Source organism: Bradyrhizobium sp. 132 (assembly GCF_023074185.1).
In the GTDB taxonomy this organism is placed as follows: Bacteria; Pseudomonadota; Alphaproteobacteria; order Rhizobiales; family Xanthobacteraceae; genus Bradyrhizobium.
Window position 1 is genome coordinate 1 of record NZ_JADPKY010000086.1, and the last position, 25034, is coordinate 25034.

The following is a 25034-nucleotide window of genomic DNA, read 5'->3' on the forward strand; positions in this document are numbered from 1 at the left end:
CGTTGTTCGGCTCCTGCTCGAACTTCACAAGCTGATTGTCCACCGTGTCCAGGCTCTCGCCGGTTTCCGTCAAAAACTCCCGCAACAGATCATCCATGAAAACAGGCCTTCATACAGGGAGGGCGCGCACGTGACGTGATGCGCCATTTCGGAATGAGGCCAGCTTCACCGCAAAGCGTTTAATAATGGTTGAGTATGTGCAAAAGAACGGAACCAACAAAGAGATAAGGCGCTCCGGACAAGCCGAAGCGCCTCGTAAAGATTCGATTAACGTTTGAGAGCGGCTTCGTGCCTACGAAGCGATTATGGTGATGGCCTCGCCTTCGTGCGCAAGCCTCACGGTGAGCCCGCAAGCCTCTGCCAGCAGCCGCGTGTAATAAGGCTGGATCGCATGCGCATCCGCGGCCGGGCCGCGCTCGCCGCTCAGGAGCTCGGAGATGTTCTGCGGCAGGCGCGCATTATGTCCGGTCGCGGTGATGCGGAAGCTCATCGTCTCGCCCTCGCCGATCGGGTCGATCGTCAGCGTGCCGCCGCGCGGGATCGTGTGCTGCGAAACGACCAGCATGTTGAGTAGCAGCTTGACGCGATTCTTCGGCATCAGGATCCGCGGCAGATTCCAGGTGATCGAGCACTTGCCGTCCTCGATGTGGCCGCGCGCCATGGTCTGGGCATCGCCGAGATCGATCTGCGCGCCGGACGAGCCGGCCGCCCCGAAGGCGAGTCGGCAGAACTGGAGGCGCGCGGAGGCGGTTTTCGCGCTCTTGCGAATCAGGTCGAGCGCGAACTCGCGGTCGTCGGGCTTAGGGTTGTCGTCGAGCACTTCGAGCCCATTGACGATGGCGCCGACAGGGCTGATGAGATCGTGGCAAACCCGCGAGCACAGCAGCGCAGCGAGTTCGAGCGCATCTGGAGCGGTAGCGGTGGCGGGTGACGAAGCGTCAGACATAAAGGGTTCCTGGAATTGCACGGCGCGGACGCGGCGAATCACGCATGCTTGACGAATGCCGCGGGTTCTAACATTCGCAAGCCCGTGGCAGCTAGCTTGCGATCGGCTCGAAGCGGCCATAAAGCCGCGGCGAATCACTCGAGTAGGGATGGAATCGCCGATGAATGAGGCATGCAGGTGAAGCGGATCATCGACGGCGCGGCCGCCTCCCACCTGATGGAGCCGCTCACCGCCCTGGTGGTGAAGGCCGGCGAGGCCATCCTCGCGGTCAACCGCGCGGCGATGCGGGTCGACGGCAAGCAGGACGGCTCACCCGTGACCGAGGCCGATCTTGCCGCCGACCGCATCATCGCGGACGGCCTGGCGCAGCTTGCGGGCGATATCCCGACGCTCTCGGAAGAGCGGACCCAGCTCTCCTCGCCGCCGTTCCACGACAGTTTCTTCCTGATCGACCCGCTCGACGGCACCAAGGAGTTCGTCGCCGGACGCGACGAGTTTACCGTCAACCTTGCCCTCGTGACATCAGGCGTGCCGCTGCTGGGCATCGTCAGCGCCCCGGCGCTGGGGCTGCTCTGGCGCGGCATCGTCGGCCGTGGCGCCGAGCGGGTGAGGTTTGGCGGCGCGACCATCGGCGCGGCCGAACCGATCCATACCCGCAAGCTGCCGACGCCGGGCGAGCCCTGGATCGCGGCGGTGAGCCGCTCGCACGGCGATCCCAAAAGCGAGGCATTCATCAATGGCCGGCCCAATGCCGTGCGAAAGACGGTCGGCTCGGCCGTGAAATTCGGCCGGATCGCGGAGGGCAGCGCCGACATCTATCCCCGCTTCGGGCCAACTTGTGAGTGGGACGTCGGGGCCGGCTGCGCGGTCGTGACCGCGGCCGGCGGCAGGGTGACCGACGACAGGGGTGGCGAACTCCGCTTCGGCGAGCGGCACGATGGCGGCTTCATCATCCCGGCGTTCATCGCCTGGGGCGACCCGCAGGCGGTGGTTGCTACTGACTGAGCTTGTCCTGGAGGGCCGGCCAGCGCTTGCCCACCTCATGGAGGAAGCGCTCGGGATTGGCGGCGAAGGCGTCGCGATTGGATTCCCGGCTGAACAGATAAAGCCGCTGCGCCGCGATCACGAACAAGCGCGGATTGCCGGCGACGGTCACGCCGCGGGCGATATCGACCGGATCATAGCCGCCGAACTGCGGTCCGTAGATCTCGGGATGGGCCAGGAAAGAGACCCGGTTGCCCTCGTTCCGGAACCGCCAGACAGCGTCCCAGAGGTTCGCTTCGAACTCCGCCGTGCCCTGCACGGCCGAGCCATCGACGAAATAGGCCACGGGGTCGAAGCCCTCGATCGCTACGCCGTTGAAACGATTGACGACGATCCGCTCGGTGGTGGCCGCCCGCGCCGGCAACCCCGGACAGATGATCCAGATGCCCGACAGCAGGCAGACCAGAAGGCCGATCAAGGCAATTCCGGGGCGCAAAGGGCTGGCTTCCTGCCGTTGTGCCGTCATAGTTGCTGCGGATAACATCCGAGTCGAGGGGACATTCGGCGCAACCTAGAGCCGCGCCTGTTGGCGTCAGGTTAAGGAAGCGACCGGTTTCGCTACCAGGGGTTCTTTTATGACTTTCGCATCACGCCTTGCTGCGTTCGCGCTTGCCGCGATGGTCGGCTTGATCGTGCCGGCCGCCGCCCAGCAGGCGGCGCCACCCAATTTGCCGCCGCCGCAGCGGACCCAGACGCCCAGCACCTATGGGCCGGACGAACTCGTGAACGCCGGCCATCGCTTCTTCGGCAACGTCTCGCGCGGTCTTGCCTCGATCATCGAGAAGGCGGTCAGCCAATGGGGCCTGCCCAACGGCTATATCCTCGGTGAGGAAGGCTCCGGCGCCTTCGTCGCCGGCCTGCGCTACGGCGAAGGCACGCTCTACACCAAGAACGCCGGCGATTTGCGCGTGTACTGGCAGGGCCCCTCGCTCGGCTTCGACTGGGGCGGCGACGGCGCACGCACCATGACGCTGGTCTATAATCTGCCCGCCACCAATGCGATCTATCAGCGCTTCGCCGGCCTCGACGGCTCGGCCTACATCATCGGCGGCTTCGGCATGACGGCGCTCACCGCCAACAACATCGTGCTGGTGCCGATCCGCTCGGGCCTCGGCCTGCGGCTGGGAGCCAATATCGGCTATTTGAAATTCACGCCGCGCGCGACCTGGAACCCATTCTAGGTTTCCCTCCTCCGGTCCAGTTCCGGATTCACGTTAACAACAGGGCGGGGCTGGCTTTTTGCCGGCCCGCCATGCATTGTCATTGGTAAATTTTTCCTTAGCTCTGGAGTTCTGGCCCATGGTCGAACCGATCATGTACCTGGCGATCGGTTTCCTGCTCTCGATGCTGTGCGGACTTGCGATCGTGCCGCTGGTGCATAACCGTGCCGTGCGCCTGACCACGCGCCGGCTCGAGGCGGCGACGCCCCTGTCGATGGCCGAGATCCAGGCCGACAAGGACCAGCTCCGCGCCGAATTCGCCGTGTCGGCGCGACGGCTCGAGATGAGCGTCGACCAACTCAAGAACAAGACCACGAGCCAGCTCGCCGAACTCGGCAAGAAGAGCGACGCCATCAACCGCATGAAGATCGAGCTCGGCGAGAAGAACGCCACGATTTTCGCGCTCGAGGCGCGCGAGAAGGCGGTGAAGGAGCAGCTCCGCGCCACCGAAGAGGAATTCAACACCAAGACCGAGGCCCTGCGCGCCGCCGAGAATGCGCTGACCGACAAGCGGGGCGAATTGGCAAAAATCAATTCCGAGCTGTCCGACCGCTCGATGATGGCCGAGAGCCGCCAGGTCGAGCTGGTCGCGGTCCGTGCGCAGATCGAAGAGCTGAAAAACCGCGTCGGCGACGCCGAGAAGGAATTTGCCGCAACGCAGACGCGGCTGACGCAGGAACGCACCGAATCCGAGACCGCCTCGCGCGAGCTTGGCGACGCCCGCGGCCGCGTCGAAAATCTGAGCCAGCGCGTCAACGAGCTCGATCGGCAGCTCATCGTGCAGGTCAAGGAAGCCGAGATGCTGGCGGGCCGCGTCACCGACCTCGAAGGCCGCCTCGCCACGCAGGGCAAGCTGCTTGCCGAGCGCGACTACGAGAATAACCAGCTCCGCCAGGCCAATGAGGGCAATGAGCGCACCGTCAAGGAGTTGCGCGTCGAGATCGCAGCGTTGAGCGGCGGCAAATCGTCGGCCGCAATGGAATCGCTCCGCGCGGAAAAGACCGCGCTGGAGGAGCAGCTCCGCACCGCCCGCGACGAGCGCGCCAAGCTCCAGCGCGACATCAACGCGATCCAGCAGCAGGCTGAGAGCTCCTGGGCGACCGAGCGGATGGAGAACGCGCTGCTGCGCGAGCGCATCAACGACATCGCAGCCGAGGTCGCAAAGCTCGCGATGCAGCTCGAAGGCCCGAACTCGCCAATCGAGGCACTGCTTGCGGCCGAGGCCGGCCAGCCGCCGAGGCCGACGCCGCGCCCGGCCAATGACGCCGCGACCAATGGCACGGCCGCAGGCACCCTGCCCGAAGGCGGCGGAACACTCGCCGAACGCATCCGCGCGCTCCAGGCCCACGCCTCCCGCGCCCGCCAGCAGGGCGCGTAGGCGGCCCCAAAACGGTCTCACTGCCGGATTGCGCCGTCTCTGGAAGGTTTTCGGGCCTTGGGGCGCCCTCAAAACTTGACACCTTCGGCCCGCACTTCTAAATCGCGGGCTCCAATGCGCCGGCCGGCCGAAAGTCCGGCCTGCATGATGGTCCCGGGTGCATAGCTCAGCGGGAGAGCGTTCCCTTCACACGGGAGAGGTCCAAGGTTCGATCCCTTGTGCGCCCACCATTAACCTAGCTAAATCAGCCACTTAGCGGCGAGGTTCTCCAAGTATGTGCCCCAAAAAAGCGGGGGCACAATAGGGGCACGAAGCGGGCAATGATGGTGCGAGGTCTACAGAACGGCTCGGCTGGTCATCGTACGACCGTTCGATGTTCTCCCCACCCAACCAGTGTAGGCGACCTCGTTTGTCTCGACGCGCTCTTGTCCTGCGACGTTCCTGCACTGTTTCGCTCTGCCTTTAGTCCTTCTCAGGCGGTAAGCGATCACTCTGCCGAGCAGCAGGACTTCGGCTGCGTCCCTAAAGAAAAACCCGCCAGCGACGTAGGGCTGACGGGTTCTCATTTGCCCGTGCGTATCCGCGGTACTCGTCACCCATCCGCGATGGCACATCGTGCAGCCATAACGATCGACGTTTAGGTTATCACCGTCTCTTGCTGGCTGATGTGTTGCTCGCCTTGATGAAGGCGACGCTCGGCCAAGGTCAAGAATGAGGGGCGGCAGCGGTCTCGCTTACCTTCGCTCTGGCTCAAAGCGACCGAGCCGCCGTGGGCCACACCAGACTTCGATCGGTTGGTTTGCCTCCCCGGCAGAGCCAAGCTGAAGAGCTTCTTCCGCGTTGCCGCACTCGATCTCCTGCACATCGAGTGTCTTCTGCCCCAGTCGTCGAGCGTCGATCCGCGCGAAGCTAATGACCTCCACGGAAGCATCTACTCAAAGTTCATCGCGAAGTTGCGGATTGACTTCGCTCAGGTCAGTCCGCTCCGAGAGCTACTGCCGAATCGACTCCTGGTAAAGCTCGTGCGCTTTATAGGCTTCGAGTTCGACTTCGTCCTCGAATTCACCGCAGACGATCACGTCAATTTCGTTGCCAAGCCGGTCACTCTTGCGCTTGCGAGCGAGCTCAAGCCGGCGTGCGTGCGGGATTTTGGCGAGAACGGAAAGGCCGTCGCGCCGATCTCCCGGCATTCCAGGGCGGCGCCGCCGGCTTTTTTGGCTACGAGCTGAACAGGACGCTGGAACGATACCGTCGGGAGGCATCGCTTGCCTCAGGCACTCCTATATCTTTACGAGGCGTGATAAGCTTGGATTACCGCTATGACAAATGCTGGTCCTTTCTACCGGGTGGCCGGAGCAGGATCCGGTTCGCCGGCGTGAGAGAGCTCGCCGAACAGTCGAAGAATTTGTTGGGCTGGTTACAGTCTCAGCCCCCTCCTTTACACCAGGCCAGGCCGTCACGGCTGTACAACGCGTGATTGATCTGTCGGGTGACGCCTTCCAGGTCAACATTGCGCAGCGCTTCAGCGCTCGCCTGGCGAACTCGTTCGATCTGATAGCCTTCTATTGTCAGCTGCGGAAAATGAATTCGGCTCCCTTTGCCGACCTTCTTCGGTATGGCAAGCTCACCATTGCATCGAGTTCGCCCGAGCATTTCACAAAAGTTTGACGCGCCGGCAGATCAGCTCAAAGGCGCGGCCGATCGCGCGAAATGCCTGCTCACCATCGCTGAAATCGCCGCTCACCATCAGCGAAACGCGGAGGCCTTGGGAATAAAGCTCGCGAAGCGTGTCGGTATGAAAAGGCAACGTCGCCATTGCGCACAATATCTCTGTGATCCTCCACTGCATTTCCGTCGACGGCACGTCGTTTGACTGGGGCCACGCGCCGGCCCGGCCTTAATTTGCAAGTTTCTGGCCCGGTCCGCCGGGCCGGCGATGTCCCGCTGAGACGGTGGTCGTGGTGACCTCGGTCAATCGACTGGTGGCGAGCTCGCCCGCCCGCCGTTGCAGAGGATGACCCACCCGATCCGGACATCATCATGAGGCGCTTGCGATCTCGGAAAGGACCTTAACCCCGGCGACGGGCAGCTGATCGCATTGCATTTAGGTGACGGCTAATCGACCAAGAGAACCGAGCTGGTTATCGATCCGAGTCTCTTTACACCGCATTCTGGTGCTCCAGGCAGGGAAGCGCAATCATTGGTAGGGCGCTAAGCACGGCGCCGCAGACACTTACGAAGCGATCGGCGATGGGATCTCGAACACAAATGCGCAAAACTGTTTCATTCACGATCTGAAGCATAGCCGGATCCGAGGCTATTCGGACCCGGCCATCGCAAGCGCGGCGACAAGGGCCGCGATGCTGTTTTTCAAGCGAACGGAAGTCGGGGTCTCCACGCTCCCGATCGAATTTCAGTCGGACCCGTTGTCGATCTGTTCGAGGAGCCCGCGCGGGCTTCGAGTGCATCGAGGATTTCCTCTCGGTGATACGGTCTGCTTGATGGTGTCAGCACAGCGACGCTCTGGCGCGAGACACTCAGGTAACTACATCCTGAGGCGCGCGAACTGCATCGACGCGTGCTCCGCCTCGGGAAGGGAGGCGATGCTCAACAACGACTTACAGAACGCAGGCGCGAGCTTGCCGCGGTGGATCACGACGTTCTTGTGCCCCGTGCGGGCTTGAGCGCTCTGCCATTGCCGATTGTAGCCGCGCTGTTCATTGGACTTCACGTGGCAAGCGGCGAAGTCGGCGACGCCCAGCGTCGCCAACTGCAAGGCATGTACCGGCAGCTTGGTATGGATGTGCACCCACATCGGATTTGGCATCCTACCACTGCGCAGCGCCTTGGGCTGCAGCTCGACCTCGAACAGCGTCGTTGGCTCGATCTTCAATGCGTGGGGTGGATACACAGACGCAAGTTCTTCGGCCGCCCGCAACTGTTCAAGGTACTTCTGCGATGGAAACGCGTAGGTCTTCATGCAATCGATCGTGATCGCCGCCTTGTGCGCGTTCAATGAGTTTGCCTGTCCCTGAACCTCGGACAACATCGCCTTAAGCCGGACTATTTTTTTGTGCACTTCGGTCAGTTGCGCAGGCGTGAGTAGGCCACGTCGGCGGGGCTCCTCCAGCGCGGCTACACAGGTCTTAATCTCGGTGGCCTGCGTCTCCAGGCGCTTAAGCACGAGATCCACGACGTGGTCGGCGTCCTCGGGCTTCATCTGGCGCGCTTGCGAGACGGCGCTTTGCTGAGCCGGCAGATCGAACTCCAGCAGCTCGTCCAATCGCTTGAGTAATCCCGTCACTGCGTTCCTGGAGGGCGGAGCCTTCCACATGTCCAGGTGCCCGGTCGCCGATGACGACGCCCTCGCGCGTGCCTCCTCTGCACTCGCGAGTTTCTTCGTACCCAGATCCGAGAGTACGACAACCGTGGCAGCGTCGGGCCTGGCGAGCTGCGGCTCGCGCAGCCTGGCAGTTGAACTCCCCTCGCCTGCGGCCGGTGTGCGCTTGCCTTTCCCCTTCCTGCGCGCCGCGTGGTTCTCAGCCGCTAAGTCGGTCTTTTCCGATATCGCAGTCTGGGCAGGCGGCTCCACTTGCCTGTTTGGCTGCACTGCCAAAAGTCGCGTGACTTGGTGCGCGGTGACCCATGCACCTTCCACGATCTGGTCCAATTGTTCCAATGGAAGGTCGGCATCCGTTCTAGCATCCCTTAGGCTGGCAACGATGCGTTCCACCCCTGAGGCAAATTCCGAATGCCGTTCCATGGCTCCTTCCAGAACGGCGCAGTGCTCTGCGTCGAGTGGTTCTCCGTCCTCGTTCAGAACGGCTTTGCTCGTCGAGTTGAATGCCGGAAAAGCATCCTGGATATAGGTCCCGAGCAGACGCACCCGCCCATTCTCATCCATGAGGGCGTCCCTCACGGCTTGTTCAAACGTGCTCGCCTGAGACTCAATCAGAAGCTTCGCGAGCTTAATCCGCGATTCCAGATGCAAGCACCCATCATAAAGTGCCGAGCCGGTATGCAGGCGTAGTGCGGCCTCGATGGGCTTCCGCATCTCGGGCGTCGTGCTTGGCAAGTTGGCAGTGGCCTCGCAGGCGGACTGCATCCGTTCCGAGCGCAACAGCTTCTTTCCCCACCACTCGATGACAGGCACATGGTCCTTCACCATACTGGAAGCCACTCGGCTCAGCTGGTCGGGGGTAGCGTTGGATTTCGAAATCCGCTGGAACAGGCCTGCCGATTCCTGTCTGCGCTGTTCTAAGGCGAGGATAATCGCCGAGCCCACCATGTTGCCCTGACGCCCCGCATGGAGCACGGCATAGCAGTATTGACGGGCCTCGGCGTCGGACAGAATGCTCGGCGCCACGGCCGGGCGCAGGCTCGCGTAGTACTCCAGAACTGCCGAGCCTGCTTCGACGAATCGATCGCTCAGCTCTAGCGCCTCCTTCAGCTCGGCATCCTCGCCCGGCTGACGGCAAGCGGCATAGTCCTCACGCAGGCGGTCCATGTGTCGCCTTGTTGCGTTGATTTCTTCCTCTGACGAGGAAATGGGGACTGCCACACCGGAAGTTGGCGGCTGGCTGGCGACCGGCGCCGTGTCTCCACCCTCGGACACTGAGGGAAAGCCGCGCCGCCGCGCAGTGGCTCCACGTGGCGCAGCGGCCGCACGTGCCGCAGCGCCTAGGATTCGATCTGGGCCAACGGAGGGACCGGAAGACCTGTCGCCAAGGGCATCGTCGGCACCGCGCGCCGTGCTAGCGGACGGCGTCCCTCTATCTTGGGGCCCAGAGCGCATCCGCTCCACGACGGAATCGAACGATTGACTGCCTTCCCCAGGGGCTAGACTTGAGTGCGAGCGTGAACTGCTCGATCCGGCTCCAGCATCCCCAATGCGCGATCTGCCAGATCGGCCAATGCCCGTCATATTCCATCTCCGATCAAGTCGAGAATGCGTAGCCTGTCTGGATAGACAGGCTGGCTGACGAGTAGCTGACGAAGGGCGTTTTTCCGGTTGCACAGGAAACCCACATCGCAGTGGATCGTGGTCGAGTAGCGAGGCCATTTGGCTTTGCCCTCACACATCCGGGCAGACGGCTTGGCGAGTAGGCCGGCGGAATCTCACCGCCGGGCTCTCATGGATCCCAGCGTGAGACTCTCCCGTCACTGGGCTCCCATCAGGCGAACGAGCCGCGTATGCCGGTCTTGCATTGTGCAAAAAACCGGGACGTTCGCGAGATAGCCGTTCGAGAACGCGGCCGGTCTTCGCCTTGCGACCCATAAAGCGTTTGGACCTCCGCATCATCCAAGCCTCGATTGTCTGATTGACGTATCGGAGGATTGCCCCAGAGGCGCCCGCCTGAATCGACCGTAATACACAATCCCCGCCCGCGGAGTGGATTGAGCTGCCGAGCGATGTCACCATTGACACATGGGTCCGTTTTCGGAGGTCCAAATCCCGGATTGCCACCCGCATAAACTTCACCGCCGAAGCGCTGAGCCGAGGCAGAAAACTGCAAAATGCCGAGGCGTTTTGTAAGTTCTTTGCCCGTCGCGGTCGGAAGCGGTAGCCGAGGAAGTCAAACTTGACGTTCCAAACCGGGCATCTGTCACGCGCGAGGAGCACTATTCGGCGCGAGCGCTTCCTTCAAGTTCACTACTGAACCGGCCCCTACAATAGCGAAATACCAGTCGGTTCCGCCAGCTTTCATCATTCCGAATCGCCTTGTCCCACAGCCAATCTTCGAAAAGCGCGCTCCAGGTAATACGAGGGATCATCGTCAGACGAAATCCGTCTCGCAGCTCTCTTGACCATCGCTATCCTCGACTTTGAAAGATACTTTGTAGGGCTGTCTACTCGGTGCCACTGGTCGTTCTCGTTCTCCGTCCACACTTTGGGATGCTGTTGAGGATCAAGCACCCAGTTTTTGCGACCCGCCATGAACAAAACCCATTTCCGCTAGACGGGGTTCCATACCTCCTACGCCAGGACGTGATAAGACCAACGGATGATCGCCGTCCATTCGCAGTTCATGCTCCAGCAGGATATCGCCCGCGTGCTCGTCGAGCGGATGAGTAACGCGTAGATCTACCACGGACGTGATAACGTTACGCCCGAACTGTTGACGAAACTGGTCTCCCTCGATCCGAACCGAGCCTCCGGCTCACAGTTTCGTCACCCGACCTGATAGCTGAAAAATCGCGCCGGCTTATCCGGATCACCGTAAGTACTGGAATAGCCTTCACCGGCAGTTGCAGCCCGCTCGGCTTTCTCCGACAAAAATCCGAATACTCCTGCGGGTTACTGGCGATGTGCATGATGTCACTGGACAAGACTGTCTCACTTTGCGCATGAACGATTCTCGGTTGACGATCTTGATAATGGGCGGATTGGAACGCAAGGAGTATGGCGACGCGCCTGCCGACGACGACCCACCTCGCTCCAGGCCGGCAACCGCTTCCGCAAAACGGATCCACCGATTCTGCCATACATCAGATCGCTCCCGCATTGGCAAAGTGCACGCGATTGAGCTCGTGCGCGGCAAGCTTTGCCAGGAGGATATACAGCTTAGCTGACCACAACGTGACCAAAGCAGCTGTCCGCGCTCCAATGCGCCGGCCAAGCACTCTGCGGAAGACTTATTGGCCGTCAAGCTCTCTAGGACCGGGCGCTTCGGCTCAGACGGGACAACTTGCAGACGCGCGGTCATGCACCATGCGATTTCCTGAGCAAGTCGCCCACCGATTCCGAGATGCTGCACATTCTGATCAGACGTAGAATGTCGATCAGAACAACATTTTTCTCACGTCCGGATGGAGCAAAACCGACATTGCTGGGCGAGTGACCATGACTGGGTTTGCTAGTCCAGAAGAGTCGGTGCCCAATGTGAGCCTTGCAGGAAGACGCCGTCATGCAAAATCACCAAAATCATCGCTCACCCTACCAGAGCTGTCAGCGACAGATTGCGTTCGGTCATCAGAGCATCAGGTGCGACTAGGAGACTGAGACACAGACCTCAGACGTCTTGTCACTATCCAGGATGTGAATGCAATCTATCCAAAGAATTGATTTCACACTTCATGTGCTGCCGGGTAGGGAAAGCGCCGTGCATCACGCAACATCGTAGGTTTGCTGTCGGCAAAGCTGCGATGAGTACGTGATCATGGACACCGCGATCGGATTGTAGGCACGGTTTTGCCCGGTGCGGCCAAGTTCATGTCACCCCCCGTCTTTGGATTGTCCGGCCGTTGAGCAGTTCTTTCCAAAGCGTCTCGGTGATTTTATAAAAGTCAAAAATAGGAAGGCGCGGCAGGAGGGCCTCGTTATGGCGTTCTCCAGCTGAGCGTAGCCGCGCTTGGCCATCACTGTCGCTCCGGTGATCGGAGCACGAAGGAGGCTCACCTTTTTGGCCGAATGAGGAAGTTCGTTGCTCAAGCACGGAACGCCTGCCGGCGTGTGAGGCTTTGCAAATTGAGGGCCGCGATGCAAATCGCATATCATCGCTGCTCCCCCATCAAACCTGCGGCCGTGCGGCTGCGCTCGCCATCGGAAGCATCGATCGTGATGAGGAGATTTAGATCCAGACCATGGAACGGCATTGTCACTAATCCGCCATGTGAATGCATCGAACCAAACCATCGATTTCACCAATCAATGTGTTCTCGGCAATTATCTCGACTTCACGATGTCGGCGACAACTGCCGCGATTGTTCCGGTGCTGAGCGGGTGCTGCCCGCCTATCGATGCATTGTATTGATTGCCGCCTACGCCCCGGTGGAAAGAGCACATTCGACGTCACCAAGATTCAGGCGCGCCACGTGAGACAGTGAACAACGCCAGTCGAGCTCACAATGGAATCCCGATCCAATATGCGATTCGCCAGTACCGCAGCTCTTCGTCTATTCCGGATTCCAATGCTTACGCGGAGGCCGGACTGTTCAATTCCGCTCGGGGGTGGCGTGACGTGGTGGGTGTCTTGGCGTGACTTGATAGGAGGTCCTGGAATGCGAACGCTACTCGTTGATCATGAGAGGGACCCCGCGCGCGTTGTACAAGATGCGCTCTCCGATTGCGGTTTTGCCGTTGACGTAGCGTGCACCCTGGACGAGGCCGCCGCCGCTTTTTCTTGCGCCAGCTATGACATTCTCTTGCTCGAGTTGGTTCTACCGGATGGAGACGGCTTGGATTGGCTGAAGCAGTTGAGACGTGACGGACATTCGATGCCTGCCATGATGATGAGTAACTTCAATGAGCTCGGTAGGCGGATAGCGCTATTTAATGGCGGTGCGGACGACTTCCTGCCCAAGCCCGTATCTACTGATGAACTCATCGCACGAATGCGCGCTACTCTGCGCCGGTCAACGCAAATGACGGCCCCCATTGTTACCTTTGGCAATCTACGATTCGATTCGATCGGTCGGCAAGCGACGGTCAATGGTCGACCACTGAAGATTGCCCGCCGCGAGGTGTGCATTCTCGAACATCTGCTCAGCCGCGCCGGCCGCACCGTGGCTCGTGCGTCATTGCAAGATAGCCTCTATGCATTTGACGACGAGGTCTCAACCAATGCGCTTGAGGTCGGAATCTATCGTTTGCGCGGTCATTTGAGTCGGTCCGGTGCGACGCTACGGATCAAAACCGCGCGCGGCATCGGCTACGTCCTTGAATTGAAAGGCGCGGCATCGACCGCGTAGTTAATTGAACTTGAGAGAAAAGACCATCTTGAGCAACATTCTTGACAAGCATGCTGGCGTCACTCGAGGATCGATCGCCGCCAACGGCCTTTCGTCCACATTTCTTCCTTGTCTTTGGCAGCTTTTGTGCGTGGTCATCCTGCTATTCCCGGCTGCGGCCGTAGCTCAGATCAAGCGGGATGATGGAAGTGGGCCGCAGCGTACGGCTGCCGACGGCATTAGCGCGACGCTGACCCTTTCCTCTTCGCTAGGTAAGACGATTCACCTGCCAGCGCCAGCCGCGAGCATCTTTGTCGCAGATCCTACGGTCGCGGACTATCAGGCACCTTCGAACAGGACCATCTTTGTTTTCGGCAAAAAATCCGGTCGGACCACCTTGTTCGCACTGAACGAGGCCGGGGAGGCTCTCGCTGAGCTGCGTGTTGTCGTCACCCAGCCGATCGAGGATCTGCGCGCCACGCTGAAAGCCCAGGTCGGCGACTATCCCATCCAGGTAAGCTACACCCCGCGCGGGGCCATCCTTAGCGGTACGGCGCCCAATGCGGAGATCGTCGATATAGCGATGAAAGTGACCGAGCAGTTTCTCGGGTCTGGTGCGCTCGTCGTCAACAAGATTCAGGTGGCGGGGTCATTGCAGGTGAATCTGAGCGTGCGGGTGGCGGAGGTCTCCCGGAGCGCCATGAAGGAGCTCGGCGTCAACCTCTCCGCTTCCGGTCAAGCTGGCCCTTTCACTCTCGGCTTGGTCAGTGGCAGTGGTGGTGGATACGGCGCAGCGCAGGGCGGCGGTACGGCGAAGATGGGGGTCAACACCGGCCATGTGAACGTCAGCGCTATGCTCGATGCACTGGCTCACGAGCGCCTCGCTTCCGTACTTGCTGAACCGAACCTCACCGCAATGTCAGGCGAATCCGCCAGCTTCCTCGCCGGCGGCGAATTTCCCATTCCGGTGTTGCAGGACAATAGGCAGGTCTCTGTCGAGTTCCGTCACTTCGGCGTCAGCCTGGAGTTTGTGCCGACCGTTCTCAGTAACAATCAGATCAATATCCGCGTGAAGCCTGAAGTCAGCGAACTATCGTCACAAGGTGCTGTCAACATCAACGGCATCTCCGTGCCGGCTCTCTCCACCCGGCGTGCAAACACGGTTGTCGAGCTCGCCAGCGGCCAGAGCTTTGCAATTGGTGGGCTTATCCGGCGCAACTTCAGCACTGAGATCACGACTTTCCCTTGGCTCGGCGATGTTCCGATTCTTGGTGCGCTATTTCGCTCATCGTCATTTCAACAGGATGAGACGGAACTCGTGATCATCGTCACGCCTTACGTCGTGCGGCCAAGATCGAACTCGAAGCAGATGAGTGCGCCCACCGACCGCATCGCTCCGCCCTCAGACCTCGCGCGCAGTCTGACGAACACATTGGCAACGCGCTCGCCTGTTCGCGGTGCTCCCCCGATAAGCGTACCAGGCGCGACAAGGGGCACCGGCCACACCATCGAATGAGGATCGACCAATGAGATTACGATTCGTGCGCCCCTTCATCGGTCTGACGGCCAGTCTAGGTGGCTGCGCAAGCACCGCGCCGACTTACCTCGAGCCGACCGCGCAAGCGATCCTGGTTGAACAAGAGAAGAACGTCTTACTGTTACAGACCCTTGGAGGGCCCGAACGGCAGCGTCTGCGTTACTTCATAGCGAGTACCAGTCGCGGTCGGTACGACACGCTCCATCTTGATATCGTCGGCTCACGTCGGCTCGGGGCGCAGATAGCAGCTGAGGCCCGCGCAGTGGGCGTCGACGCTCACAACATCCGCCTGTACGGTCCATTCATCGATAGGCGTGATGGCTCTGCCGCCCGAATCGAGGCGATTACGTACGAGGCGCGCCCTCCAGTTTGTCCGTCGATTGCGATCGTCGGCCCTTCAGTGAACGACAATTCTTTCGATCCGACGCTTGGCTGCTCGATCCGCAACAACTTGGCCGGCATGGTCAACGATCCGCGCGACTTGATTGACAATCAGGCCGTTGTGCCGAGTGATGGCAATCGTGCGGCCATTCCCGTTGCCACATACAAAACCTTCGCGACCGGCAATAACAGCAACTTGGGTATGGCTAACAACAAGCTGCCGTCAGATCCCACGTCTGCCGGCACCCAGACCGTGCAGCCCTCTCGATAGCGAGAACATCAGTCATTCGATGCGACCTCATTCACAACACGAACTAGATTTGGCCGGCGGCAAAGAGTGCTTTTGCGACAGCCTCGAAGTACTGGACAGGAATGGAATTGCCAAGGCTAGTGTTGCGGATTAGCTCACGGACCAGGACGTGATCTTCGACGATACTGAGACGAAGGCGCCTCGCTTCATCAAAGAGCCGTGAAGCCGCCTCCCCGTCGCCGCGGCAAACCAGGACCGGGACGCCCGTTTCGCCACGGATGTAGCGTACCCCGACCAGCAGCTCGCGCCCAGTCAAGATCAATGTCGCGCGACTCACGCCGAGAGGAGACTCGCTCGCCTGCTCCCGCCGAAGGCGTCGGTGTTCGCGTTTGACCTCCGGATTGCCTTGCTGCTCCTTGTCCTCGCGCTTCATATCGCTCTTAGTCATGCGCATGCCGCGCAAGAACAACCAACGCTGGATGAGGAGATCGACCAATCCGCCGATAAGAAATGCACCACTTGCAATCCCGATCAACAGTTTCACTTGAATGAACACGAACTCGAAGCAGCCCGTGCCGCAAACCGGCAGATAGACCAGTGTCTTCCACGCGCCGACAACGACGAGGACAAAGATCGCGCCGAGGCAGAAGACCTTGAACAAGGTCTTGCCAAGCTCGATCAGGGAACGCAAAGAGGCGATGCGCTTCAGTCCGTTGATGGGATCAATGTTCTCGAATTTCGGCGTCATCGGCTCGGAGGAGAACACTAATCCACCATTGGCTAGGACCGTCGTCAGAATTGCGCAGGTGACCATACTCCCAAGAAGCGGGCCAACAATTCCCAGTGCAAGTTCGGGCAAGACGCCGAGCGCAAGATCGACCGCAATATTGAACGGCTTATCAAGCAGCTTGTCAGTCAGCATGAGCGCTTCACGACATTTGTCGTAGATGGAACTCGCTTCTAACCAGAGATAACCGAGACCGGCGCAAGCGCTGAGGGCCCTGACTAGATCCGTGCTATGCGGAACCACGCCTTTCTTGCGCGAGTCGCTTAGCTTCTTTTCAGTGGGGGCGAGCGTTTTCTCTTCGCTCGTGTCGCTCACTTCAGTTTCCTCTCAAGCCTCTCAAGCCTCTCCAGCTCTCGGCTCGACTGCATGATTTCCGCTTGCATGTATTCGATGAGGTAGAGCGTATAAGTCACCATGACGATCGCAAAACCTATATTCTTGATCGTCAACGATAGGTCCCGCGGGTTGAATTGCGGCGCAAAGCGCCCTAGCAGAAGCGCTGATATGTCGGCCAGCAAGAGGAAAGCTACCACAGGTCCAGAGACCAGGACGGCGGTACGTATGATGCTGTCGAGCACGCCCCACAACTCCAGCGTCCCTCGCATGCTCAGCGTGGGTCCAAGCTGATAAGCCGGCCAAACCAGATAGCTGCCGTAAAGCCCGCTGATCATGGTTTGCAGGCCCCCCGATACGACGAAGATCGTGGTCGCGGTGGTCCCGATAAGAAGTCCCGTCGCCGAAGCCTGACTGCGTGTCGCGGGATCGGCGGGAGTGACCACGCTGCTGATGCCCCGTTGCGCGTCGATGAACTCGCCGACGGCCTGAAGACTCCAGAGGGGAATACTGAGGAGGGCGCCGATCAGTAGGCCGACACACGTCTCCTTAAGACCGAGTAGCGCGATCTTGAGCAGACGAGTGTCCGGATCTAGCTCCTTCAGGCCATCGGCGATGTGCGCCAAGTATGGTAGTTCGAGCGCGACGGCAAGGCAACCGCGGATCAGGCCGCCGATCTGCGGACGCGTAAATACCGGAAGCACCAGCATGATGCCCACGGGGCGGGCCGCACCAAGGCCGGCAGCAACGACGAGTTCGATGGTCGCCTGGATCAGACTTTGCGTGTCGGCGGTTGACAGATCATACATGACGGCTGCTGCTAGTAGCCCGTCGTGAGCGCGGGAAAATCAGTAAAGATCTGCTTGGCTTGTTCGATGAGCGGGGCGCTCAGCACCGGAGCAAACAAACCTATAATCCCAACAATGACCAAAAGCTTCACAGTCAGTGGCAATGTCTGATCCTGGATCTGCGTTGCCGCCTGGATGATGCCGATGATGGTTTCGGCGACCGCCGCTGCAATGAGCGGAGGCAGAACCCAGGTCATGAAAAGCACCAGTGATCGGCTCATAAAAGGGAGAATAGTGGCCTCATCCATGCTCACCCTCCAGGTGTTGTATAGCTCAGCACCAGCCCGTGCATAAGCCGCGACCAGCCGTCAATCGCCACGAACAGAAACAGCTTGAAAGGAACTGAGATCACTGTCGGAGACACCATTGACATGCCCATGGCCATCAGAATGGTCGTTACGATCAGATCGATAGTGATAAACGGAAGGTATAGTAAAAACCCGATTTCGAAGGCACGCTTGAGTTCTGAGATTAGAAAAGATGGGACGAGAATGACAAAATCATCGGCTGTCGCTCTGCCGCGCATCTCTTCCGGCCAGACACGCTCGGTCGAGGACAGGAAGAAGCCTCGCTGTTCTTCATTGGTGAAGTTCTTGAGATAGCCTCGCAGCGGCTCCTGCCCCACTTTCGCAGCGGCTACCCAATCCTCGAGCGTTTGATAGCGGAGCTGCAGATCGGCGACTCTATTGTAGCTCTGCTCAAAGACCGGGGCGCTCGTGAAAGCGGTGAGCATCAATGCTGCGCCGTATAGAACGATGTTCGGTGGAATCGATTGGGTCCCAAGCGCATTGCGAACGAGGAAGAGAACGACAGATACCTTTACGAACGCCGTGGTCGTGACGACAGCGAAGACCAACAAGCCGAGCGCGGCCGTGACCGCAAGAAGCGGCAGTATCGCTGGTTCAATGTTAGTCATTGCCCGCTAACCCGCCACGCAGTCTAACGCCGAGCTCGTCTCCAATACGTACTATGTCGCCACTCCCGATACGTACGCCGTTTGCTAGGATATCGACCGGGCCGTCGACCGGCCGGCCAAGTTCGAATACGTATCCTTTGCTGATGCTTCTCAGGGCTCCCAGCGTGATGGGCCAGCGGCCGCATTCAAAGACAAGCGAAATCTCAATATCGTCGAGATCGGCTTCCGAAGGCGGCAGCTGTAAACCGGGCAGTGTCGTCATATGCGCATACTCCAGAGGGCGCGGCCGCAAGCGAAACGGTCCGTGCAGGATCAGGCGGTTGCCAGTGACATCTGCCGCGGCCCATAACGGGCCGGCAGTGAGGATGATCTGACCGCGGGCGAATGGCATTACATCCGGCAACAAAGCGTCGCCCTTACGTGTTTTGCGAAGAAGCGCGGCTGACGCCCGGAGGGAGCCGATCTCTCCTGCAACTGTAACGGGTAGCTGTGCGGGGACCTCACACAAATGTCGCGGCAATTGGCCGAGCAGCTCGCCTAAGGCGCGGAACGCCGGCGGTATCGGTCCGTCAAGAGGCGAGAAAAGAAATAGGCGACCTTTGCCCCTGACCGGACCGTAGATGATGTCGAGTTCGATATAAGGCCCGTTCTTCTCGGCCTTTCCAACATGAAGGAGTCGCAGTTGCTGCTCTGTCTCAGTCTCCAGGTGCGCGAGCAACGGTTCAAGTGCAAGTTCGAGAACCAGCGAACGACTTGGCTCGGAAAGTAAAGCTAGGCCACTCTGTACTGTCGAGATCAAGACCTCCGCAAGCGCATGCGGTATCGACAACACGAGCGCATCATCGCCGAGGCGCCAAACGCAATCGAGCATCGACAGAGCCGGAGGTTCCTCCTGCCACACAAGTCGTTCCAGTCGCACCGATAGCGGCTTGTCGCAAAGGTTACTCCGCAAAGAGGCGGAGGGCCGCACGTCTCTGTTGAGCCATGAGACGAGACTCTGGGTTAGACGCTGGCTCGGCTCGTACTTCGCGTATGCGTTCGCGCGAGTTGCAGGAGGCGACTGTACAGGGCAGCGCATTTGATTCCCAACTGGACTAGCGGTCATCAAATTGAACCGCCCGCCACCAGCGTGGGCAAACCCCTCCCATGGCGAAGCAAGACTTCATCATCAGCCTCTAGCTCGGCTGTTACTTCCGAATGGGTATCGGCCGCACGCCGGACGTCGGTCTCGATTTGTCGCCATTTATGAGTCGCTGCGGAACGCTTCGCCCAGTGCGCACGCCTCTCGGATGCCGCTGTCTCGGCCTGCTTTTGAGTGATACGCGCCTCCTCAAGTGTGCGGCGTTTCGAGGTGATCTCAATCGCTAGCCTCTCAAGGGTGAGCTGGCAATGATCGAGTTCAACGACGGACAAGGTACCGACCGACATCAACTGCTGGTAAACCTCCGCCTGGGCCTCTGTATGATGCTTTTCAGCAATTCCAAGTTCCTGCCATGCGTGCTCCGCGGCCGAGGTCGCGATATGACGCTTGGCTTCCATATTGGACAACTCACTACGTGCACTACGCTCGCGCATATCCTTCACTTGCCGCAAGCTCGAAACGTGTATGCAACTCATGCGGTCAGACGGCACATCCATGTGACGGTTTCCTCAAAAGTGGACGCATCGTTTTCACCCTGGCGTAAAAACTCGCGCAGATCATCGATCGAAGCGACAGCTCGGTCCGTCAGCGGATCGCTGCCTTGCTTGTATTCGCCAACCTTGATCAAAAATTCGGCCTCCGCATGACGGGAGATAAGATCACGGAAGAGGGATGCTGCCTTGCGATGCGGTGCAGATACGACGGCATCCATGACGCGGCTGCGGCTCGACAGTACGTCGATGGCGGGGAAATGCGCCCGCGCCGCGAGAGAGCGTGAAAGAACGATATGACCATCGAGAATGCCACGCGTTTCCTCGGCGATTGGATCGCCCGTGCCGTCACCTTCCACAAGCACGGTATAGAAGGCGGTGATTGAGCCACGCTCACTCATACCAGCGCGCTCCAGCAAACCTGGCAACATTGCAAAGACAGAGGGAGGAAAGCCCCGGCGAGTCGGTGGCTCACCGGCAGCAAGCCCGATCTCCCGCATAGCGCGGCTAAATCGCGTCAATGAATCCATCATCAGAACGACGCGCAGGCCTTGATCGCGAAAATATTCGGCGAGCGCGGTTGCCGTATAAGCACATTGCGCCCGCTCCGTCGCTGAGCGATCGGAGGTCTCAACGACGACGACCGTGCGGCGGAGGGCAGTCTCCCCAAGATGCCGCTCGATGAATTCACGCACTTCGCGTCCACGCTCGCCTATCAGCGCAACCACGGTCACGTCAGCGGCCGCGCCTTTTACGATCTGCGACAGTAACGTCGACTTGCCGCCACCAGGCTCTCCATAAATGCCGATGCGTTGGCCCTCGCCGCATGTCAGAAGACCATCCAAGACGCGAACACCGAGTGGCAGAGGGCGAGCGATGATGCACCTCGTCATTGGATTTGGCGCTTTGCCGCGCAGCGGGCGCGTCTCCATGGCTTTGACTGCGCCCTTGCCATCGAGTGGACGGCCGAAGCTGTCGATCACCCGACCAAGCAAATTGGGGCCGACCGGCACTTCGTGCATTCGGCCAGTGGCAACGACTTCTGCGCGGCCGGACATGCCTTGCAGGTCACCGATCGGCGTCAGCAATACGCCGTCCTGCAACAGACCGATCACCTCGGCCTCAAGCGACCATCCGGTGCGCGGATCCTTGAGCACACAAACTTCTCCAATACAAGCATCCGGCAAAACTGCATGGATCAACGTGCCGATCGCACGCGTGATCCGCCCGCGTACGGCACGCGTGTCCACATGGCTTGCCGTAGTTCGCAGACGCGCCAGCGCCGCGTGCAGAGTCCCATCTCCATCAGGACAGCTATGGTCTGGTCTCGGCGCCGTCACTATTCGTCTGCCTCATGATCTAACCCAAGCCCCAAACGCAATGCGCGGAGCTGCGCGTCAAGTCCGAGATGGATATTGCCAAATTCGCTCCACAGCACGCATTCGTTCGCTGACAGCGCCGGGTCCGGAATAATTCGGACTTCCGGCCGGTCCTCCCGTCCGTCGCAGGCAGCAAATTCGCGCGTAAGCGCATCAGCATCCATGGGGGACGCATGAAGGGACAGTTTCGGCCCGCCATATCTGTGCGAAATCGTGTGACGAACCGTCCTCACCAACATCTCGCCGGGATCGAAATCGCCCAGTAGATCAGTTACGATGTCCATCACGAGCGTTGACAGTTCCTGCTCCAAAACGGCCTTTCGTCGTGCCACTTCCGAGGCAGCCTGCGCGACCAGCTGTGCCATTTCCTCGGCGCCGGCCCTCACCCCCTCAGCATGGCCGCGCGCACGCTCCTTCTGATAAGCTCTGCGCGCCCAGCCGCGAACGCGCTTCAGATTGCGCTCGGCCACGGCACGCGCCTCGAGGGCGCTGTGCCAAATCTCGAGATCCCTCGCCGCTATGAGTGGCCCAAGGGGGCGGATGTGCGGAGCGACGGGCGGCGCAGTTTCGTCGTCTGTCATCCCGCTGGGGCCTCCCTCGCCAAATGGGCCAACACCGGCGAAAACAATTGGCCCGCGGCATCGCGGTGTTCAGTCGCCGGATTGTCGGCGGCCGTTCCGACAGCTAGGCGTAGAAGCACGCGGCGGCAATCAAGCGTTGACGCTTCATCGAGCCAAGCGCCGAGGCAGGCATGTCCATCGTCTTCAATCCCTAGCGCGAGTTGTTGAGGATCAGCAATTAATCTGGTCGAAACCGCATGCGCTGCATGTCGGATCCCGAAAGCCAGCACCTCGGTGCCGACGTGCTCGACCAGAACGGCGACATCATGCTTTGAAACCAGCCTTGTCAGCGAACGGGCATGCCAAATGCCGCCGGCGAGGAGGGCAGCCCTGCTCGGATCATGCCCGAGGAGAAGGTCTGGCCCGAAGTCACCTCCGTTCAAGCCCATTTCATCTTCAAGCAGCAACGCTTGCAGTCTTATCTGCAGCCTAGGACTCTTCTGCAGTCGCACCAACGTCGCGGACGAGAGGTTCGCGTCAAGTCGCGCGGCAAGGCGGGTCGGATGAATCGTGGCAGCAAGCTTACGAATACCTACAGAGGCTAGTTTCAGCGGATCATGCCGCTCGGCAGACGGATTCGGTCTCGTCATGTCGGATACCACACTACGCCGCATTACGCTTAATCGCTTTGCGAATCATCTCCATAGCAGAGACAGCCGAGCGCCCACCAACAGCGCTAACTTTCTGAGATGATTGCCTGCGCTGACGCCCACGAGCGCTCAGCAAGACGCAGGACAGCACGCCGAATACAGAGCCGCCGAGACCCATGCCAACCGCAACCAATGGCGTCGAAATGACTCCAGATGCTTGGGCGAGACCAGCCGCAGCCGCCGGTCGCGGCTCTAGTGCGGGCCGCTCGACTGAGACGAAAACAACAGCCACCTTGTCATAGGATAAGCCCTCGATGCTGTTGGCGACGAGCATTTTAATCTGCGGCAGCAAGATTGAGAGATTTGCCCTCGAGTCATGTCGGATGAAAACCGACGCCGAAGATGGCGTGGTGTCACGTCGCAACAGGTCGTTCTTTGGCAGAACAACGTGGACGCGCGCCGAGAGGACACCATCGATATCACTGATCGTGCGAGATAATTCCTCGCTCAGCGCATAGACGTAACGGGCGCGCTCCTCGATTGGCGAAGCAATCAGACCCGCCGCGCTGAACACTTCGCCTAGACTCTTGAAAGCGTGGCGCGGCAACCCTTCGCCATTCAGCAGGTCGATTGCGGAAGCAATCTGAGTCTGCTCGACCTGGATCGTGATAGTCCCGTCCTTAGCAGCAACGCGGAGGGCATCGACCCCGTTCTTGAGGAGGACCGCAAGCATCTCATTGGCCTCACGCTCCTGAACTTTCGTGTAGAGATCGGCTTTGCAACCAACCAGGGCAAGCAGGAGCGGCAGCAGAGCCACAAGTTGAAGCCGCTTGCGGAATGGGCGCGCCTGATCGCTTTCGCGATCGATTAAACCAATCATTCGCCCCACTCAGCCCGCCGATATCAGCTTATTCAGAGATGAACCGAGGCTACCGATGCCATTTGAAATGAGTGTTACCTGGATGACGCTGTCAGAAACATCCTTCAGATTCGCCAACATCGCCTCGAAGTCACCTGCGCCACTGGGGGCGCCCGGCACACCTGCTTCCGCTTTGCCCGGTTGCAGCAAAAGGGGCTCCGACGTCGACCCGGTCTCCGCACCTTTTGGAACTGCATTGACCGGATACATCGCAGAAAGATTCTGGAGGATGCGATCGCCCAGCGGGCTCGCCTGTGTTGTTGCACGCGATACCTCGGATGTCGGCGGAACCGCCGCCGCTCCCGTTACTGGAGGCGCAAGGTCTTGAACCGAAGCCGCTTGCAAGAGACTCTGCTGAAACTGGACCTGCTCGTCGACCGCTGTTGCCGAACAGGCCTTGGACAGGCCTTCTAGATTGTGAGAGATCGGCGCAGCGCCTAACATCATCATGGAAAGACTCGCTCTCATCGAGATGTGATACGACCAGCCGTTCAAGCCGATTAGCGGCTCAATGTCCTAGACAGGCCAGCTGACGACAAGCTGACGAGTTCGCCCGCACATCGCCATCTAAAGATCACGTTTCGCGTTCACGTACCGAACGTACTCCTGTTAGTTTAAGTCAAAGAGAACCATGAATGCTCATCCGATCCATAATCCCGCACGTTTTGAACGGAGTTCTGTGTGTCGCCGTTTTCGTTTCCGGCGGAACACAGATCGCGCGCGGCGCTCCCCTGTCGCTGCCCTCGACCCCTTATCGATATACGGTTCTGGATCAGGAGCTTTCTGCCGCGCTGCAGGAATTCGGCAACAACCTCAATATTAAAGTCACCATCAGCGCCGAGGTGAAGGGTCGGATTCGCGGGCACATGCCGGACCTGCCACCGCGCGAGTTCCTTGATCATCTGACTCAAGTCTACAATCTTCAATGGTATTACGATGGGCTCGTGCTTTACGTCTCTACCGCAAAGGAAGCGCAAACTCGTCTGCTTCTGCTAACTTCAATCAGCTGCGACGCGCTCAAGGCAACCCTCGATGCGCTCGCCATTTCCGACGAACGCTACATCATGAGATCGGCTCCGGGAAATGGCCTAGTCCTTGCGTCCGGTCCACCACGCTTCATCGCACTCGTGGATCAGACGCTCAATGGTCTCGTGGCGGAGGCGCAGGCGCGACCTCGCTCCATCGAGATGCCGTCTCGGGAATCTGTGCTGATGTTATATCGCGGCGCCTCCGCGACGATCGTTCGGGATGGGCGAACTGAAGCCCCGTACTCTTCAGACCTGCCGCGTCAGGAGGGTACCTTGCCTGCGCAAGGGCCGGGCCCAAGATGATACCGCTCAATCAGCCGTTACGCGGGGTGTGCAAGGAGGCTGGACCGATCGTCTGATCAGACGCCGCACAAGCAGGGCGAGACGAACGTGTCGTAAATCGGCTCCAGAACACGAGAATTGTCGCTGCGCGACCTTGTCCACCAGTATCGGGATATCCGGTGGTAGTGTGCGGGAGGTTCTGCAAAAGCTAGCGGCTGAAGCGGTCATAGTAAATCCGGTGCTTGCGAAGATCACCGCCCCTAGCGGAGCAAGG

24 protein-coding genes and 1 tRNA gene are annotated in these 25034 nt (G+C 59.8%); 9 read left to right on the forward strand and 16 right to left on the reverse strand.

All coding sequences use genetic code 11. The annotated features are described in order from the left end of the window. Nucleotides 1-292 precede the first annotated feature (292 nt). Complete coding sequence (locus tag IVA74_RS14570) at nucleotides 293-946, reverse strand: histidine phosphotransferase family protein (protein ID WP_247344761.1); 654 nt, start codon at nucleotides 944-946, stop codon at nucleotides 293-295. A gap of 171 nt (nucleotides 947-1117) precedes the next feature. Between IVA74_RS14570 and IVA74_RS14575 the strand changes: the two genes are divergently transcribed. Continuing rightward, complete coding sequence (locus IVA74_RS14575; protein ID WP_247344764.1) at nucleotides 1118-1951, forward strand: 3'(2'),5'-bisphosphate nucleotidase CysQ; 834 nt, start codon at nucleotides 1118-1120, stop codon at nucleotides 1949-1951. Here IVA74_RS14575 and IVA74_RS14580 read toward each other — a convergent pair. Then, complete coding sequence (locus IVA74_RS14580; protein ID WP_247344802.1) at nucleotides 1941-2426, reverse strand: YHS domain-containing (seleno)protein; 486 nt, start codon at nucleotides 2424-2426, stop codon at nucleotides 1941-1943. The two genes, IVA74_RS14575 and IVA74_RS14580, sit on opposite strands and share 11 nt — an antisense overlap. Before the next feature lie 139 nt (nucleotides 2427-2565). On the opposite strand from IVA74_RS14580, the gene IVA74_RS14585 reads away from it, so the two are divergent. The 3 genes from IVA74_RS14585 (at nucleotide 2566) to IVA74_RS14595 (ending at nucleotide 4818) form a co-directional block, all read left to right on the forward strand. Beyond that, nucleotides 2566-3171 (forward strand): DUF1134 domain-containing protein, encoded by a 606-nt coding sequence (locus tag IVA74_RS14585; RefSeq protein ID WP_247344767.1) that lies wholly within the window; start codon nucleotides 2566-2568, stop codon nucleotides 3169-3171. 118 nt (nucleotides 3172-3289) lie between these two features. Next, nucleotides 3290-4588: a hypothetical protein gene (locus tag IVA74_RS14590; RefSeq protein WP_247344769.1), complete on the forward strand. Its 1299-nt coding sequence runs from the start codon at nucleotides 3290-3292 to the stop codon at nucleotides 4586-4588. A 155-nt stretch (nucleotides 4589-4743) separates the two neighbouring features. Then, nucleotides 4744-4818, forward strand: a tRNA-Val gene (locus tag IVA74_RS14595). 762 nt (nucleotides 4819-5580) lie between these two features. Here IVA74_RS14595 and IVA74_RS14600 read toward each other — a convergent pair. Continuing rightward, nucleotides 5581-5778 carry a Dabb family protein gene (locus IVA74_RS14600; protein ID WP_083926520.1) on the reverse strand — a complete coding sequence of 66 codons (198 nt, stop codon included), beginning with the start codon at nucleotides 5776-5778 and terminating at the stop codon, nucleotides 5581-5583. 136 nt (nucleotides 5779-5914) lie between these two features. On the opposite strand from IVA74_RS14600, the gene IVA74_RS14605 reads away from it, so the two are divergent. Continuing rightward, the gene (locus IVA74_RS14605; RefSeq protein WP_247344772.1) at nucleotides 5915-6256 is read left to right on the forward strand and encodes a chorismate-binding protein; all 342 of its coding nucleotides are present in this window, start codon (nucleotides 5915-5917) and stop codon (nucleotides 6254-6256) included. Here the strand turns inward: IVA74_RS14605 and IVA74_RS14610 are convergent. Further along, complete coding sequence (locus tag IVA74_RS14610) at nucleotides 6243-6404, reverse strand: hypothetical protein (protein WP_247300649.1); 162 nt, start codon at nucleotides 6402-6404, stop codon at nucleotides 6243-6245. The two genes, IVA74_RS14605 and IVA74_RS14610, sit on opposite strands and share 14 nt — an antisense overlap. 729 nt (nucleotides 6405-7133) lie before the next feature. Then, entirely contained in the window at nucleotides 7134-9512 is a 2379-nt protein-coding gene (locus IVA74_RS14615) for a hypothetical protein (RefSeq protein ID WP_346730947.1), read from the reverse strand. A 3077-nt stretch (nucleotides 9513-12589) separates the two neighbouring features. Between IVA74_RS14615 and IVA74_RS14620 the strand changes: the two genes are divergently transcribed. The 3 genes from IVA74_RS14620 to IVA74_RS14630 all read left to right on the forward strand — a co-directional run bounded on the left by IVA74_RS14620 (nucleotide 12590) and on the right by IVA74_RS14630 (nucleotide 15447). Then, complete coding sequence (locus IVA74_RS14620) at nucleotides 12590-13279, forward strand: response regulator transcription factor (protein WP_247344776.1); 690 nt, start codon at nucleotides 12590-12592, stop codon at nucleotides 13277-13279. 73 nt (nucleotides 13280-13352) lie between these two features. Further along, on the forward strand, nucleotides 13353-14774 hold the full coding sequence (locus IVA74_RS14625; protein ID WP_247282082.1) for a type II and III secretion system protein family protein: 1422 nt from the start codon (nucleotides 13353-13355) through the stop codon (nucleotides 14772-14774). A 10-nt stretch (nucleotides 14775-14784) separates the two neighbouring features. Continuing rightward, nucleotides 14785-15447 carry a CpaD family pilus assembly lipoprotein gene (locus IVA74_RS14630; RefSeq protein ID WP_018458361.1) on the forward strand — a complete coding sequence of 221 codons (663 nt, stop codon included), beginning with the start codon at nucleotides 14785-14787 and terminating at the stop codon, nucleotides 15445-15447. 43 nt (nucleotides 15448-15490) lie between these two features. On the opposite strand, the gene IVA74_RS14635 is transcribed toward IVA74_RS14630, so the two are convergent. From IVA74_RS14635 to IVA74_RS14685, 11 genes are read right to left on the reverse strand one after another with little or no spacing between them, the layout of a single operon-like run. After that, nucleotides 15491-16528, reverse strand: coding sequence for an EscU/YscU/HrcU family type III secretion system export apparatus switch protein (locus IVA74_RS14635; RefSeq protein ID WP_247344777.1), 1038 nt, complete (start codon nucleotides 16526-16528; stop codon nucleotides 15491-15493). After that, on the reverse strand, nucleotides 16525-17355 hold the full coding sequence (sctT, locus tag IVA74_RS14640; protein WP_247344778.1) for a type III secretion system export apparatus subunit SctT: 831 nt from the start codon (nucleotides 17353-17355) through the stop codon (nucleotides 16525-16527). The genes IVA74_RS14635 and sctT overlap by 4 nt, the downstream gene beginning before the upstream one ends. Nucleotides 17356-17366: 11 nt before the next feature. After that, a complete protein-coding gene (locus tag IVA74_RS14645; RefSeq protein WP_018458364.1) occupies nucleotides 17367-17642 on the reverse strand; it encodes an EscS/YscS/HrcS family type III secretion system export apparatus protein in 276 nt (91 codons plus the stop codon). Nucleotides 17643-17644: 2 nt separating this feature from the next. Further along, the gene (gene sctR / locus IVA74_RS14650; protein WP_247300634.1) at nucleotides 17645-18310 is read right to left on the reverse strand and encodes a type III secretion system export apparatus subunit SctR; all 666 of its coding nucleotides are present in this window, start codon (nucleotides 18308-18310) and stop codon (nucleotides 17645-17647) included. Next, on the reverse strand, nucleotides 18303-19388 hold the full coding sequence (sctQ, locus tag IVA74_RS14655) for a type III secretion system cytoplasmic ring protein SctQ (protein ID WP_247344779.1): 1086 nt from the start codon (nucleotides 19386-19388) through the stop codon (nucleotides 18303-18305). The genes sctR and sctQ overlap by 8 nt, the downstream gene beginning before the upstream one ends. Nucleotides 19389-19414: 26 nt before the next feature. After that, entirely contained in the window at nucleotides 19415-19948 is a 534-nt protein-coding gene (locus IVA74_RS14660) for a hypothetical protein (protein ID WP_247344780.1), read from the reverse strand. Then, complete coding sequence (gene sctN, locus IVA74_RS14665) at nucleotides 19924-21234, reverse strand: type III secretion system ATPase SctN (protein WP_247344804.1); 1311 nt, start codon at nucleotides 21232-21234, stop codon at nucleotides 19924-19926. Before sctN ends, IVA74_RS14660 begins: the two co-directional genes overlap by 25 nt. Nucleotides 21235-21281: 47 nt before the next feature. Then, nucleotides 21282-21902, reverse strand: coding sequence for a type III secretion system stator protein SctL (sctL, locus tag IVA74_RS14670; RefSeq protein ID WP_247344781.1), 621 nt, complete (start codon nucleotides 21900-21902; stop codon nucleotides 21282-21284). Next, a complete protein-coding gene (locus tag IVA74_RS14675; protein ID WP_247344782.1) occupies nucleotides 21899-22531 on the reverse strand; it encodes a nodulation protein NolU in 633 nt (210 codons plus the stop codon). Before IVA74_RS14675 ends, sctL begins: the two co-directional genes overlap by 4 nt. Before the next feature lie 13 nt (nucleotides 22532-22544). After that, nucleotides 22545-23411 carry a type III secretion inner membrane ring lipoprotein SctJ gene (gene sctJ / locus IVA74_RS14680; protein ID WP_247344783.1) on the reverse strand — a complete coding sequence of 289 codons (867 nt, stop codon included), beginning with the start codon at nucleotides 23409-23411 and terminating at the stop codon, nucleotides 22545-22547. Nucleotides 23412-23420: 9 nt separating this feature from the next. Further along, on the reverse strand, nucleotides 23421-23900 hold the full coding sequence (locus IVA74_RS14685; RefSeq protein WP_247344784.1) for a nodulation protein NolB: 480 nt from the start codon (nucleotides 23898-23900) through the stop codon (nucleotides 23421-23423). 185 nt (nucleotides 23901-24085) lie between these two features. Here IVA74_RS14685 and IVA74_RS14690 point away from each other — a divergent pair, with 185 nt between their 5' ends. After that, on the forward strand, nucleotides 24086-24781 hold the full coding sequence (locus IVA74_RS14690) for a nodulation protein NolW (protein ID WP_247344785.1): 696 nt from the start codon (nucleotides 24086-24088) through the stop codon (nucleotides 24779-24781). Nucleotides 24782-25034 lie beyond the last annotated feature (253 nt).